This window comes from Psychrobacter sp. I-STPA6b, from assembly GCF_020662265.1.
GTDB lineage: Bacteria > Pseudomonadota > Gammaproteobacteria > Pseudomonadales > Moraxellaceae > Psychrobacter.
On record NZ_VEWM01000082.1, the window covers coordinates 36,146 to 51,747 of the forward strand.

Consider the following 15,602-nt stretch of genomic DNA (forward strand, 5'->3'; position numbering starts at 1 on the left):
GCTGTACGCTAAATAGAATAGATGGAAAATATACATTATCTTGTGCAGTCTTATAGATTTTATGAGCTGAACCATCACAAGATAATGATAGAAAATTGATGACTTATAATATTTTGAGAATGATATGAAAATCAGTGAACAATGGCTCCGTCAGTGGGTCAATCCACAAGTGAATACGCAAGCATTGGGTGAGCAATTGACCATGGCAGGTTTAGAGATAGATGATATCTTGCCTGTTGCTTCTGAGTTTAGTGGTGTGGTAGTTGGTGAGGTTGTGGATGTACAGCCTCATCCCGATGCAGATAAGCTTCGCATTACACAGGTGAATATTGGTGAGGCAGAAACAAAGCAAATCGTCTGTGGTGCGCCGAATGTTCGAGTGGGTATGAAAGCACCTGTTGCAACCATTGGTGCAATCTTGCCATCTGAGGATGGTAAAGGATTTAAGATTAAAAAAAGCAAACTACGGGGTGTGGAATCTCACGGTATGCTATGTGGTGCCTCAGAGATTGACTTGCCTGATGTGGTCGATGGTTTATTAGAGTTATCGGCTGATGCCCCTGTTGGTATAGATGTTCGTGAGTATTTAGGACTCGATGGTAACATATTAGACATTTCAATTACCCCAAATCGTGGTGATTGTTTTAGTGTCAAAGGCATTGCTCGTGAGTTGGCAGTATTAAATCAGACAGATATGAACATGCCTCAGTATCAGGCACCTGAAGTTACTACTCAAAATGTGCAGGCGGTGCGTGTGGAAGCAACGCAGGCATGCCCTCGCTACTTAGCACAGCCAATCAGTGATATTGACCGTAGCGTAGAAACACCAGCATGGATGCAACAAGCATTGGTACAGTCTGGATTGCGCTCTCATAACTTTTTGGTTGATGTTACCAACTATGTATTGTTGGAGTTAGGACAACCGTTGCATGCGTTTGATGCAGATAAAATTGTTGGTGAGATTGTTATACGTTTAGCAAATGTTGGTGAGCAGGTTATTTTGTTAAATGAGCAGGAAATAACGCTAACAGGTGATGAGCTGGTCATTGCTGATGATGAGGGTGTATTGGCACTGGCAGGTATTATGGGTGGTCTCAGAAGTAGTGTAACTGATACAACCCGTAATATTGTATTAGAAAGTGCATTTTTTAATCCTTTAGCCATTGCTGGTCGAGCGCGTCGTTTTGGTTTGCATACAGATGCTTCTCAGCGTTTTGAGCGTGGCGTAGATTTTGTACTACCATCAGATGCACTGGCAAGAGCTTCTAGTTTGATAACAGAAGTGGCATCAGGAAAAGCAGGGCAGGTGACAACCGTTGAAAGCGTTGAGTTATTGCCGAGTCGTAGTGCTATCATTTTGCCAATACAAAAAGTAGCAGATGTGATTGGTATTGAAATTGATAAAAATATCATCATTGGTATTTTGACTCAGCTTGGTATGGATGTCAGTGAGACAGATAGTGAAACACTGCAATGTGTGCCACCATCTCATCGTTATGATTTAGGTATTGCTGAAGATTTAATAGAAGAAGTTGCTCGTATTTATGGATATGACCGCATTCCCAGTCAGCTTCCTAGCTTGAGTGTGGATATGCGCCATGATGACAGTGCTGACTTGACCTTGGGGCTAAAATTAGCATTGGTTGAAGCAGGTTATATGGAAGCGGTGAGCTTTAGCTTTAGTGATGCAAAACTGGAGGCATTGCTAGAAGATAAAGCACTGGGACAAGTTTTACCATTAGCCAATCCTATCTCGTCAGATTTAGCAGTGATGCGTCGAACCTTACTGTCTAGTTTACTGCCTTGTGTTCAATATAACTTAAATCGTCAACAGTCTCGGGTACGTTTTTTTGAGACAGGATTAAGTTTTGTTGGAGCAAGTGTTAGTGAGCTGGTACAAACACCAAGTTTGGCACTGGTTGCGACAGGTACTGTAAATCCTGAGCAAGCTTATGATAATCGCGCGATGGATTTCTTCGATTTAAAGCATGATGTTGAGCAACTGTTACCAGCACATATAGATAGCAAACAGGTTCGTTATCGTCGTAGTCAGCTTGCTTTTTTACATCCTGGGCAAAGTGCTGAGATGCTAGTAAATGGCGAGGTTGTAGGTTGGTTAGGTCAACTGCATCCAAGCATTGCTAAGCAGTTAGATTTACCAGCCACATGGGTAGCGCAGTTATCTTTAGCACCTTTGCTAACACTAATGCGTCAAGCACAAGATATTACTAGTCCTACCAAATTCCCACAAGTACGCCGTGATATTGCATTATTAGTTGATGCAAATATTGAGTTACAGGCATTATCGGATACGATTTGTCAGGCTGGTGGTCAGTTATTAACTCAGCATTGGCTATTTGATGTGTATCAAGGTGAGCATACCCCTGAAGGCATGCGTTCATTAGCATTTGCACTGGTTTGGCAAGACCAAGAACAGACCTTATCAGACGATACCATCAAAGCTGTCATGGATAAAGTAGTCTCAGCACTAGAAAAAGAGCATAATGCACAGTTGCGTGATGGCTAGAAATTTGTTTATTCTATAGTAGTAGCTTGTCATTGGGCAGGCTACTTGATAGGCTATTTTATAAATGTTTGATTGAATATTATTGTAATAAATGTATTATATTGATGACATAATATATAGCTAGGTGTACATTTTACAGAGAAGAATAAGGAATATAGAGGATATCAGCATGACAACATTAACAAAAGCTGACATGGTGGATCATATTGTCAAACAGTTAGGACTTACCCGCCAACAAGGTCGCATGGTAGTTGATAACTTTTTTAATGAGTTAGCAGATAGTTTGATTCAAGGTAAAGAAGTAAAGTTATCAGGATTTGGTAATTTTGAGCTAAAAAACAAAAGTAGTCGTCCGGGTAGAAACCCTAAGACTGGAGAAAAAGTACCTGTATTAGCAAGGCGAGTTGTTACTTTTAAAGCGGGTCAAAAATTTCGCCAACAAATTAATGAAAGTTAGTATTTAGAAATTCTGTCTATAAACAGTAATATAGCAGTAATCCTAGAAGTTTTTAGTGCCATAAAAAGAGCTATGTTTATTAGCTATTTTAGCGTTATTGTATCTATGGTGTGCTATTAAGATGATACTGGTCACATCATAGTGCATGGGTTATTGATGAGTAGGGTACATTTTATCAGTATAGCTTCTAATAGCAGGGTAAAAAAAAGAGAGCTAAAAAGCTCTCTTTCTCTTTGGTGGTAGTTCTCCACCGTCTGTCTATAAGACCGGCTAACAAATATTAGTTAGCAGTTTCAGCTTCTTCAACAACAACAACTTCTTCTGCTGGTGCATCAGCTACAACTTCAGCTGTATCGGTAGTAGCAACGTTATCTGCTTCAGCAGTAGCTTCAGCATCGCCAGCAGCTGCAGCAACTTCTGCTTGGTCAGCAGCGTCTTGTGCATCAGCGATAGCAGCTTGTGCTGCGTCAGCATTGATTTCACCTTCAGCTTGAGCTTCTTGGATGTCTTGCTGAGCGTCTTGTAGTTGCTCTTGAGCTTCATTGATGTTTTCAACAGCTTCTTCTTTTTTGCTGTCACATGCAGTTAGACCCATACCCATAGAAGCAGCAACTAGAGCTGATAGAGCGATTGATTTAAGTTTCATTAGAAAACTCCTTATGTAAATAAAATAAGTATTGCTAGTAGACTCAATATCGCTACAAGAGGCTATTAAATAATCTTTTGTAGTATAAATCAAGCCGAATCTTTACTAAAGCGTCAGAATACGTTGCCGATTTTATATTACTATTGTTTAAATTTAAAGACATGATACAAATTTTAACTAAAAAACTTTTACGTGCCAGTCTTAAACAATAGATTACGGTTTACAATTTTAGCCTTCAATTATGTTTTTTGTGCATAATTACAGTATTCACATGGTGTATATGTCGTTATTAGATTATTTTTATTGCAGGTAATTGTTTATAAAAGTGTAAACAAAAAAGACATGGTTTTAATGAAATGATTTTTATTATCACATAATGTTTTATTACTGATTAATAATATGATAGATAAAATATTTATATTATTAACAAAGTTCAGAGAATATGATTTTTTAAATTTAGGAAACTACTATGAAATGGCAAGGTAGACGTGGCAGCTCCAATGTAAGAACAAGTGGTGGTAAAAAAGTTGTTGGTGGTGGTATTGGAGGTATCATTATAGGGTTGATTTTATGGTTGGTATTTGATGTCAATCCAATGACTGCAATGCAGACAGGTCAGTCTATTACAGGTGGTCAGAGTAGTAGCACTACTACTCAGCCTGTGACAGATAATAGTCGTGATACACAATTTGTAAAAGTGGTGTTGGCAGATACAGAAGCCGTATGGGGCGAGATTTTTCGAGAAAATGGTTCAACTTATCAAGAGCCCGAGTTGATTTTATTTAATCAAAGAGTGGAGTCTGCTTGTGGTCTAGCATCAGCCGCTACTGGTCCATTTTATTGTCCAGCAGATAAAAGGGTCTATTTAGATACTTCCTTTTTTGCAGAGATGCGCCATAATTTAGGTATTTCGGGAGACATACAGGGCTCTGGTAGTGATAATAATCAAGATAAGGCAGGTGATTTTGCACAGGCATATGTGATTGCACATGAGGTGGGGCATCATGTACAGACTTTATTGGGTATTTCACAAAAAGTGAATCAAGCTCGTCAGCGTTTGTCTCAGGCAGAAGCAAATCAGCTTTCTGTACGACAAGAGCTACAGGCAGATTGCTTTGCAGGCGTTTGGGCAAATCGTAACCAGAAGCGGGTACAGTTTTTAGAGCCCGGAGATTTAGAAGAGGCGATTCATGCTGCCAGTCAGATTGGAGATGATCGTTTAGCTCATGCTAGTGGGCGTGAAGTAGTGCCAGATAATTTTACTCATGGCACCAGTCAGCAACGTGTTAATTGGTTTAAACGAGGTTTTCAATCAGGCGATATTCATTCGTGTGATACATTTAATAGTGCAATATAAAAGTAGTGTTTGTAGAGAAAAAGACTGCCATGGCAGTCTTTTTTGTAGTCAGAACGAAGATTGAACTATTAAAATTAAATTATCACTTATGTTAGTCGTCGCTAGTTTTGTGATTTACGCTTCATTTGATCAAAGAAGTCATCATTGGTCTTAGCTTCTTTGAGGCGTTCTAGTAGGAACTCAGTTGCTTGCACGCCATCCATGGGTTGCAATAACTTGCGTAGAATCCAGACTTTGCGTAATGTATCTTCATCTAGCAAGCGCTCTTCACGACGTGTGCCAGACTTTTTGATGTTGATGGCTGGGAAAATACGTTTTTCTGCCAAATCACGCTCTAAAGTAATTTCCTGATTACCAGTACCTTTGAATTCTTCAAAGATGACACTGTCCATTTTACTGCCAGTATCAATCAGTGCAGTTGAGATAATGGTCAAGCTACCACCTTCTTCAATATTACGAGCCGCACCAAAGAAGCGTTTGGGTTGTCCTAGAGCGTTGGCATCGACACCCCCAGTCAATACTTTACCTGATGAAGGAATAACGGTGTTATAAGCACGTGCCAGACGTGTAATGGAGTCTAGTAAAATCACAACATCTTGCTTATGCTCTACCAGACGCTTGGCTTTCTCAATAACCATTTCTGCAACTTGGACATGGCGTTGAGGTGGCTCATCAAAGGTTGAAGCAACGACTTCACCTCTAACGGTGCGTTGCATCTCAGTGACTTCCTCTGGGCGTTCATCAATGAGTAGAACAATAAGGTAGCACTCAGGGTTATTACGAGTGATGGCTGTGGCAATGCTTTGAAGTAGCACTGTTTTACCAGCTTTGGGTGGTGCGACAATAATGGAGCGTTGACCTTTTCCTATGGGGGCTATGAGATCTATCATACGCCCTGTTAAGTCTTCTGTTGTCCCATTGCCACTTTCAAGTTTGAGCTGTTCGGTTGGAAATAGTGGTGTTAAGTTCTCAAAGATCAACTTATGACGTGAGCGATCAGGAGTGTCAAAGTTAATCTCCCCAACTTTTAGTAACGCAAAATAGCGCTCAGAATCTTTAGGTGGACGAATTGTACCGGCAATAGAGTCTCCAGTTTTGAGACTAAAGCGTCGGATTTGGCTTGGGCTGACATAGATATCATCAGGGCCTGCTAAGTATGAGCCTTCTGATGAGCGTAAGAAGCCAAAGCCATCAGGAAGTACTTCAAGTACACCATCACCATAAATGGCTTCGCCATTTTTTGCATGAGTTTTTAAGATAGCAAAGATGATATCTTGCTTACGGCTACGAGCCATGTTATCAAGTCCCATTTCTTTTGCGATTGATAACAGTTCAGCGATAGATTTTTTCTTTAGTTCAGTAAGATTCATAGGTAAATCATTTACAGTTCATCAGTCATCATGTGGACAAATCGTCACCATGATAGTGAGTATAATAGGTGAAAGCGTTGCATCTGATATAGATCAACGATTAGAGTCTGCAATATATGACAGGAGCTTAACAATTGGCTGTGCAATGTGATAATAGAGGTGATTCTTGGATTAGCCCCAGTGTGGCTAGAAAAGAAATCTTCTTTATCAATTAGTACAGACATGAAAGCAAATATAGCAAACATGACTTGGATAAAAGTACAAAATTGTAAAAGTTAAAAATAGAGAAAATGAATGCAATAAAGGTAAGAGCTAGGTTTTATTGCTTTTAGGAAGCTTATGAGTTTCTCTTATATAGAAACTATACGGTGTCAGCTATTGAGTTGTCAATAAGTTTTGCAGTTTTTTATGATAAAAACAGTAAAAAACGCCATTATTTATCAGGGTTGGATGAATTTTGAGTAAATAATGGCGAATAGTTACAACTTCTAGGACATTATAAGCAATGCCCTAGCGTTTCTTATAGGTGCTGGTCTAGAACTTTGGCAAGCTCTGCTTTTGGTTGTAAGCCAGTGATGGCATCAACTTTTTCACCATTTTTAAAGACAAACAATGTTGGAATATTACGAATACCAAAACGGCTGGCTGATTGTGGGTTGTTATCAACATCAACTTTTACAATTTGAACTTTGCCAGCATATTCTTCTGCTAAGTCTTCTAAAATAGGTGCAATGGCTTTACAAGGACCACACCATGTTGCCCAAAAGTCAACTAATACAGGTAGGTCAGCTTGTAGTACATCTTGATCAAAGTTTGCATCAGTGGTGTTAATGATGTTGTTTGACATAAGGTTTCTCCATTAAAAGAATGTGTGTTAGATATTCACTGTATTCAATTCATTTTATCATAACATTGTCAGCGATAATTTGTGTGAGTTCGCCGTTAAGTATGTTTAATGATTGGTATCAGTTGTATTGATGTTACAATATACAGCTTATTTAGGTCACTATTTTATTTTACTATGACGTTATCTGTTCAAATCATAGAGCAACTGAATACCACAGAGCAACAGTATTCAGAAGAATTCTTTGTTAGTTTTGCAAAAAATATTACTTTATTTGAAGATGAAGATATCTGGGTGGTTGATAAACCTGCTGGGTTATTAAGCGTTGATGGACGGACATTAAAAGTAAGTTTGTTGTCACGTTTGGAGCGAGTCTGTCCCCAAGTGAAGTTGATTCATCGCTTAGATATGGATACATCAGGTGTGATGATATTTGCTAAACATGCACAAGCACAAAGTCATATTAGTAAACAGTTTATTGATAGACTGCCTCAAAAGACTTATGAAGCAGTGGTGATGGGTACAATGGAGGTTGTGGGCAAAAAAGGTGAAATAAATGTGCCTGTCCGTTATGAGCCAACGACAAAGCCAAAACATATTGTTGATATGAGCTGGAAAAAGCAGGCTTTAACACGCTATGAGGTACTGCATCATGAGCTACGTCAAGGCAAGCCAGTAACGAGAGTAGCACTTTATCCTGTCACAGGGCGCAGTCATCAGTTAAGGGTACATATGTTACATATTGGTCATGTTATGATTGGTGACCCTATTTATGCTCAAGGCGAGGTGTTATCATTAGCACCTCGTTTAAATTTACATGCACGAAAACTTCGCCTGAAACATCCTAGTCTAGAAAGCTGGATAGATTGGGAAAGTGCTGTACCATTCTAGCTAGCACTTTGTTATGACCAGTATGTTTGCGTGCTATTGGTGGCGGACTTTAGATATGGATGCCACCATCTACAGGCAATGTTGTACCAGTAATCATAGCAGCATCATCGCTGGCTAAAAAGGTAATAACCGCTGCGATATCTTGAGGTTGTGCAGTGCGACCAAGTGGATATGTTGGTAGATTAGCATTGTCTTTATCAATACATACAATAGAGCTAATAGCATTGACTCGTATATTCTTTGGTGCATTTTCAATGGCTAAGGTCTGAGTTAAATGAGCGAGGTCAGTAGTCAGTGAGTGATAGCGATCAAGCTGGCAACCTTTGCCTATTTCAGATAGTGCAGATATATTGACAATATTGCCTTGAGTTTCTGTGAGAGTAGCTAAAACACTGTGACAAATATGAGTAGTGCTATTGACACATTCTTCAATAGCAGATGGGTCATCTCCCATCTCTTGTAGCGCATGCCCTACATTATTGATCAGAACATCAATACGCCCAAACTTTTCAATGGTGTACCGTATCATCTCAGTTACTTGTTTTTGGTTGTTTATATCACAAGCGATGGATAGGTGATTGTCAGTATGAATCCATGTATGGTCTTGGGGGAATTGTTCAGCTATTCTTTCTAAGGACTCCTGAGTACGTCCAATAAGGGCGACATTAGCACCTTCTTTAGCAAATCGTATGGCAGTTGCATGACCAATATTAGAGTCTGCACCAGTGATGATAATGGTTTTTTCTTTAAAACGCTTCATAATGGTCAGTCCTTATTTAGGTGGATGATAGATTTCATTTTGGCGTGCGTCCTATTAAGTTAGATTTATCAGGGGTTGTAGCCGTATTTCTATGAATCTTTAAAACTGATTAAATTTGCCTTCTGATATTTATCAGTTGTGCGTTAATGAAAGTTCAATAGATCCTACAATACAAAGAAAAATTATTATCTGCTAATATGGTTTTAACAATTAGTGTTTGAACAGATCGTGTTTAATCAGACAAGTGTCGATATTTGCATGATGCCACACTGTATCTGAGTTAACCATTTTATGTGATGTGGCTAAGAGAGTAAATGGGCATACAAAAGTGCTTAAAAGGTATGGGTGATATATTTATATGGTTGTATTCAGTGTGGTTAATTCATTAAAACAGTTAGTTTATTAAACAAAGCAAGCTTTCTGATAATGATATGATAATTGAAAGCTTCTTTTAAGGTTAGAGAGTTTATTATGGTGTCTAGTCCAAGTCAGCCAGAGATGACAGATTGGCTCAGTTATTTTCAGTCAGATGAGACTTTCTCAAGTGCGCTTAAATATGAGCTACCACATGGTCAGCTTTTTGTCGCTCAAGCAACTATTGAGCTGGAAGTACAAGGAAGCATTAAGACTCATAAAATTGCCTCTGAGTGTAATAAAGAAATAAAAAAGGCTCTGCAACAACAAAAGCGCTGGTTGAAATCTTATACAGATAAAGCAGAGTTGGCGAATGTTTATAGTGTGCTAATTTTAGATGTTATTTTGACAAAAGATAATAAAAGAAAGCGGGTCACGCCTACCTTTGGTGCAAAGTATTTTATTGAAGACTTTGTCATGGAGGTGACAGAGCAATCCCAAGTGATACAAGTTTTTAGCTATAGTGTCTGGCAGGAAGTACTGGATATGCTACAAACACCCTGTGAGCTATGGCGCTTTTTAGCATTTCATCTTAGACATTTGCAACAAGCAGCAAAAACAGGTGAGGTGACATTTGCCAGTGAACGTGCCTTGATTACTGAGTTTTTAGCGAGTCCAGCATTATTAGAGCAGGCGATTAAGGTGGATAATGAGCTGGTCAAATATAAGCTGAAAACTGAGCCAAATGCGACATTGGTGAGAATGGCGAGTGCGCAAAATAGTCCTTACATGGTGAATACAGAGACAGTATCATATGAACACATGAAGCAGGCATCGATGTTGTGGACGTATCTATATCAATGTGCGTATTTGAGCGCACCTAGTACATCACCTGCCCAGCAACAAGAGCAATCGTTACATAGCTCACCTCTATGGATGCGACAATTACTTGATGAGTCATTATTTTCACGGTATGAGTTAATAAAAGAGTTATATCTATATCCAAGTAAACCAGTAGAAGTTAAACAAACTGGTTATGTTGTGCATCAGCATTCTTACGAAAGTTTGGGGCGACATTATGTACTGATATTTTATGGTACACAGGAAAATACGCCACATGCTAGAAATACATTACAAGCGCGTTTGCAAGATGTTGCAAAGGATGTTGCCACTCGCTTGGTCATGCCTGAGTTGCATCATATTGTCATCTTAGGTATTGAGTTTTTGGTAGTAAATCAAGAGACAGTAGTTGATATGGATGTCTTTATTCAGTCAGTTGGAGCAATGACTGAAAAAGAGCGGTATTTAACTGAGCAATTAAGCGCCCTACAAATACAGCAACAAGCTGCACAGCCACCCCAGACTATGTCGACAGCACAGGTATCTCAAGCGAAAGTACAGCCAGCTAAATCCAAGCCAGCAGTTAAGCTCCCCTCACTACAGTTAAAAATGAAAATGTAGGCTGTAATAGTAATAGAAAATGGTAGTTGTTTAACTATATCTGTTATGTTCTTTGACGTAATAGCTGATGACATAAAAAAAGACAGCCTAGGCTGTCTTTTCTTATTACGACTAATGGTATTTGGTTATTTTAAGTCATCACTATCAAATAAACCATCAACATTATTTGTCTTAGGCGTGTCTAGTGAAGTCGTAGTTGATGCTGGTGAAGTCACTGTGTTGACTGCTGCATTCGTGGCTTCACTGCTGGTTACTGGTGCTTTAGTTTTATCACATTCTGCATCCATTTTATCTTGTACACGACGTAGAAAGCGTGCAGCGGCTTCTTGACCACCAAGACCGAATGATAGAGCAAATGCTACAGCAACTGCACCTAAAGTTAAGCCGAATGCTAGGTTTACGATAGAGTCAGCAATACCCATTGCACGTAGACCCATTGCTAGTACTAGCCCCATGATTAGGATACGTACGATATTTGCTAAGAACTCTGAGCCTTGTTCAGAACGCTCAACAACTTTCGCAATTATGTTGGCTAACCAGAAGCCAATGAATAGGATAACTGCACCAAGGATGATGTCTGCACCAAAAGCAATAAATAGTGTAATTAAGTCGCTAACACGATCAAAGCCTAAACGATTTGCCGCTTCAATAGAAGCAAATAGCATGGTGAAGAAGATGATTAGCTTACCAATGATGCTAGATACCGTTTGTGTACCTAACATTTCTTGTAGACCAACTTTCGCTGGTAGCTCATTAACACCAGTGTTTTCAAGTAGGTTAGAAACAATGCTTGCAACAAACTTAACGACATAGTATGCGATAGCTAAGATAGCAACTGCTGCGATGACATTTGGAATCGCTAGCATGATTTGGTTAAGCATATTTGTCGCAGGACGAGAAATAACTTCAATGCTTAGAGTGTCTAAAGCTGAGATTAGCGATAGGATGATAATCACTAAAAATGCTAAAGTACCAACACTGTTTGCAATGCGAGTATGGTCACTGATGCCTGCATTTTGAGCAATGGTTTGTAGATTCATGCTTGAAATGACGCTGGTGACAATGCCACGAACGATTTTCGCAACCACATAACCAACACCAAAAATGACACATGCAAGGAAGATGTTTGGAATAAAGTCAAAAATCTTATCAAGCATATTAGTCAATGGTGCAAATAGACCATCAAGACCTAGCTGACCCAATACAATGGTCAATACGAATAATAGAATGATCCAATAAACCACATCTGAAATGGTTTGACTCATTGGACTTACGCCAGCTTCTTCGCTTAGGCGCTCATCAAGAGAGGTTTTTGATAGTGCTGTACTAAGTAGTGTACGTGCAATAGTCGCCACAACCCAACCAATAACAGCGATGGCAGCAGCACCCATAAGAGTAGGAATAAAGGATAAGACTTGATTAATCATGTTGGCAAATGGTGCAGAGACAGCAGTCAAGTTGAGCATGCTAAGCGCACCTGAGATTGCCATAATAAAGATAAACCAAAATACGATTTTGGCAGCAATGCCTTCAACATCATATGATTTACCTGTTGAGGAATTCATACGCTGATTGACATTAGCACGTGCTAATAAGTTACGTACGAGTCCACCAATAGCTAAAGCAACGAGCCAGCCAATGACAAAAATAAAAATAGCACCAATAATAGAGCCTATTGGTCCTCCAAGGTAGTTATTGAACCCAACAAACATGCTGTTGTCCATACGGCTTCTCCTGTAATTTTAATAATATTGTGTTGGCTAATTTAAATATTTTGTATAAATGCTCTTGAATCTTAGAAGAAGCAATGGCATATCCATTAATATTAGGTATTAGCAACACATTTATGTATGCTCATAATAATATTGAACTGTCTGTAGGAACTTACATGTCCTTTCATTATGTCATGGCTTTTTTAATAAACAATGAGGCATATCAGGTATAGGATATAAACTCATGCCTATTTTTAAGTCATCATTGCTTATTTGGGGAAAGTGAACCAAAATGAGAGAGATTGTTATTCTCACAGGCAGCTTACTTATGTTACTTTAACGAAGATGAGAGAAATAATAAATAGCCATATTCAAAAATAACGCTAATAATATGTGATAAGTTGTTACATTATCAGAATATTATTACATATTTTATACATTTTAAGTAATTTCTTGCCGTCGTTGCAGAGAAGTTAACTGAAAATGGCTTTTATTTCATCATAAAGCTGTTAAGTTATGGAACATCATACTTTAGGTAGTATCTGAGCAATATAGAAAGATACCTATTTGGCTTGATAGATGGTATATACGGTTTTATATTTAGCATATGTGGTTTTATTTTTGGATATAAAGCTGACTATAATGTCGATACTAAACAAAACGTTCAAATTTATTTTAAGAGATACTTATGAAAAAATTACATACTCCCGTTCGTTTGCTTGCACTTAGCTTGTCAGTTGCTCTTTTTGCAACTGGTTGTGCAAATGCAAATAATGATAGCAGTGCTTCAGCCAAACCAGCTGCTACAGCTGTAACTGAGCAAAGCTCTGATCTTGAGAAAGTTGGCTATAGCTTGGGTTATATGATGGCTGAGAGTAATAAGGAAGCCATTAATGATTTAGATATTGATACGTTTGAAGCAGGATTCCGTGATGGCTATGAGGGTAAAGAGTCTGCATTGACTAAAGAGCAGATGGAAGCAGTATTGTTAAGTTATCAAGAAAAAAAACAAGCTGAGTTAACTCAAGAGCTACAAGATATGGCAGCTAATAATAAGGCTGCAGGTGAGAAGTTTTTAGCAGAAAATGCTAAGAAAGAAGGTGTCAAAACGACAGATTCAGGTCTACAGTATAAAGTGCTAAAAGAAGGTACGGGTGCATCACCAAAAACTGATGATATTGTACAGGTACAATATGAAGGTAAGCTTCTAGATGGTACGGTATTTGATAGTTCTTATGAGCGTGGTGAGCCGGCTATATTTGCTGTTAAGGATATGATTCCTGGTTTTAAAGAAGGCTTAGAGTTAATGAAAGAAGGTGGTAAGTATGAGTTATTTATTCCTTCTGATATCGCTTATGGCGAAGCAGGTAATCCAGCTATTGAGCCAAACAGCACGTTGATATTTACTGTTGAGATGCAAAAAGTAAATCCACAACCACCACAGTCTGCTCAATAAATCATTGGTTTAATAACTGATTAGTTACTTTGCTAAGCAGTAGGTACTAGCACAGTGATAAATGAGTCACTGTACTAGTACTAGTGATAATTAATAAAAAACCCTGCTAAAGCTAGCAGGGTTTTTTTGTGAGTATAGTTGTTTGTACAAAGTGATACAAGGGTCGTGAAAGAAGATAGTCAAAGTACGAGATAGCTAAGGAATGATTCCTATTTGCTGCACCACTCACTATTTCTCAGCATTGTTACCTTGTATTTGTTTGAGCTGTGAGCATGGCTACAAAAGTTTTTGGAATATTTTGGAGTTACGTCCATTGTTATAACTGGCTCTTCTTGCCTCTGGTAGATGTTGGGCATCGACTTCTTCAAATCCTTGCTCAACAAACCAGTGCGCTGTGCGAGTAGTGAGGGCAAATAGTTTATGGCGGCCATGACTGCGAGCTTGTTGCTCTAAAAATGCCAGTAGGTCAGCTCCTCGACTACCGTTACGATAGTCAGGGTGAACAGCAACAGAAGCGACTTCTGCACTGTCATCATCAAGGGGATACAAGGCAGCACAGCCTAAAATCATGCCATCTCGCTCAATGACACTATAAAAATCAATTTCTTGCTCCAGACGCTCTCGTGAACGTTGAACCAAGATACCTTGTTTTTCTAGAGGCGTCAGTAGTTCTAGTAGTCCTACAACATCATCAATATTTGCTCGACGAATCTCCTCGTATGGGTCATGGCTAATCAGTGTACCAGAGCCATCACGAGTAAATAGCTCTTCTAGCAAAGCCCCATCTTTGGCATAAGAGATAATATGCGTGCGGTGAATACCTTGGCGACATGCATTACTGGCACAATGTAGGAAGTAATAAATTTCACGGTTGATATCACGTCCACGTAAGAATCTATCAACTTCATTAGGTATCATGGCGTGTAGTAAGCGTCCATTATCATTGATGCCTACATCACTGCCTAGAAAAATCAGTTTGTCAGCGTTTAAGGCGATGGCAGCATTGAGTGCAACATCTTCTGCTAATAGATTGAAAACTTCTCCTGTGGCTGAGTAACCCATAGAGCCAAGAATAACCATATGGCTGTGTATTAGATTGTTTTTAATCGCATCAACGTCGATGGAACGTACTTCACCAGTCATTTGATAATCGACGCCATCTCGTACACCATAAGGACGTGCAGTAACAAAGTTTCCTGAGACGGCATCAATGCGTGAGCCATACATGGGAGAGTTAGCTAGCCCCATTGATAGTTGGGCTTCGATTTGTAGTCGAATTGCTCCGACAGCCTCTAAAATAGCGGGTAGTGCGGCTCTTGGAGTGACACGAATGTCATTATGTAGCGGGGTTTCTAGCGATAAGTTGGCAAGGTTTTTTTCAATTTGTGGGCGAGCACCATGCACTAGAACTAGCTTGATGCCTAAGCTGTGTAAGAGTGCAAAGTCATGTATAAGGTTGCTAAAGTTAGGATGGTTAACCGCCTCGCCACCAAACATGATGACGAAAGTCTTACCTCGATGTGTGTTGATATAGGGGGCAGAGTTACGAAACCAATGGACATAGTCAGGGTTAATTTGTGGCATGGCAGTATCAGTCATAGGTTAAAATCATCAATAATCAATAAATTGGAATGTGTCAGCATATGTTTTAATGCTAAAAAAGAGTATACAAGCATAGATAAGGTTATGATTGTATAAACTTTTACGATAACAAAATTTGTTACATTGAGCCATCTTTTTATGGTAACTAATTATCTATAGGTGGAT

The 15,602-nt window shown here is 39.0% G+C and carries 12 protein-coding genes; 6 read left to right on the forward strand and 6 right to left on the reverse strand.

Annotation, left to right across the window (positions count from 1 at the left end):
- Positions 1–124: 124 nt before the first annotated feature.
- Both pheT and FHK88_RS11545 read left to right on the forward strand, forming a co-directional pair.
- A complete protein-coding gene (gene pheT / locus FHK88_RS11540; protein ID WP_227430899.1) occupies positions 125–2,527 on the forward strand; it encodes a phenylalanine--tRNA ligase subunit beta in 2,403 nt (800 codons plus the stop codon).
- Positions 2,528–2,696: 169 nt separating this feature from the next.
- On the forward strand, positions 2,697–2,984 hold the full coding sequence (locus FHK88_RS11545) for an integration host factor subunit alpha (RefSeq protein WP_227430900.1): 288 nt from the start codon (positions 2,697–2,699) through the stop codon (positions 2,982–2,984).
- A 280-nt stretch (positions 2,985–3,264) separates the two neighbouring features.
- Here the strand turns inward: FHK88_RS11545 and FHK88_RS11550 are convergent, their stop codons facing one another.
- A complete protein-coding gene (locus tag FHK88_RS11550; protein WP_227430901.1) occupies positions 3,265–3,630 on the reverse strand; it encodes a hypothetical protein in 366 nt (121 codons plus the stop codon).
- A 469-nt stretch (positions 3,631–4,099) separates the two neighbouring features.
- On the opposite strand from FHK88_RS11550, the gene FHK88_RS11555 reads away from it, so the two are divergent.
- On the forward strand, positions 4,100–4,987 hold the full coding sequence (locus FHK88_RS11555) for a neutral zinc metallopeptidase (RefSeq protein WP_227430902.1): 888 nt from the start codon (positions 4,100–4,102) through the stop codon (positions 4,985–4,987).
- Between the two features lie 101 nt (positions 4,988–5,088).
- Here FHK88_RS11555 and rho read toward each other — a convergent pair whose 3' ends face one another.
- Complete coding sequence (rho, locus tag FHK88_RS11560) at positions 5,089–6,357, reverse strand: transcription termination factor Rho (protein ID WP_227430903.1); 1,269 nt, start codon at positions 6,355–6,357, stop codon at positions 5,089–5,091.
- A 520-nt stretch (positions 6,358–6,877) separates the two neighbouring features.
- Positions 6,878–7,204 carry a thioredoxin gene (gene trxA, locus FHK88_RS11565; RefSeq protein WP_227430904.1) on the reverse strand — a complete coding sequence of 109 codons (327 nt, stop codon included), beginning with the start codon at positions 7,202–7,204 and terminating at the stop codon, positions 6,878–6,880.
- 174 nt (positions 7,205–7,378) lie between these two features.
- Between trxA and FHK88_RS11570 the strand changes: the two genes are divergently transcribed.
- Positions 7,379–8,092 (forward strand): RluA family pseudouridine synthase, encoded by a 714-nt coding sequence (locus FHK88_RS11570; protein WP_227430905.1) that lies wholly within the window; start codon positions 7,379–7,381, stop codon positions 8,090–8,092.
- 49 nt (positions 8,093–8,141) lie between these two features.
- On the opposite strand, the gene FHK88_RS11575 is transcribed toward FHK88_RS11570, so the two are convergent.
- Positions 8,142–8,852 carry an SDR family NAD(P)-dependent oxidoreductase gene (locus FHK88_RS11575; RefSeq protein WP_227430906.1) on the reverse strand — a complete coding sequence of 237 codons (711 nt, stop codon included), beginning with the start codon at positions 8,850–8,852 and terminating at the stop codon, positions 8,142–8,144.
- A gap of 471 nt (positions 8,853–9,323) precedes the next feature.
- On the opposite strand from FHK88_RS11575, the gene FHK88_RS11580 reads away from it, so the two are divergent.
- Complete coding sequence (locus FHK88_RS11580) at positions 9,324–10,667, forward strand: hypothetical protein (RefSeq protein WP_227430907.1); 1,344 nt, start codon at positions 9,324–9,326, stop codon at positions 10,665–10,667.
- Between the two features lie 125 nt (positions 10,668–10,792).
- On the opposite strand, the gene FHK88_RS11585 is transcribed toward FHK88_RS11580, so the two are convergent.
- Complete coding sequence (locus FHK88_RS11585) at positions 10,793–12,391, reverse strand: mechanosensitive ion channel (protein ID WP_227430908.1); 1,599 nt, start codon at positions 12,389–12,391, stop codon at positions 10,793–10,795.
- A gap of 676 nt (positions 12,392–13,067) precedes the next feature.
- Here FHK88_RS11585 and FHK88_RS11590 point away from each other — a divergent pair.
- On the forward strand, positions 13,068–13,835 hold the full coding sequence (locus FHK88_RS11590) for an FKBP-type peptidyl-prolyl cis-trans isomerase (RefSeq protein ID WP_227430909.1): 768 nt from the start codon (positions 13,068–13,070) through the stop codon (positions 13,833–13,835).
- 276 nt (positions 13,836–14,111) lie between these two features.
- On the opposite strand, the gene argA is transcribed toward FHK88_RS11590, so the two are convergent.
- The gene (argA, locus tag FHK88_RS11595) at positions 14,112–15,434 is read right to left on the reverse strand and encodes an amino-acid N-acetyltransferase (RefSeq protein WP_227430910.1); all 1,323 of its coding nucleotides are present in this window, start codon (positions 15,432–15,434) and stop codon (positions 14,112–14,114) included.
- Positions 15,435–15,602: the final 168 nt, after the last annotated feature.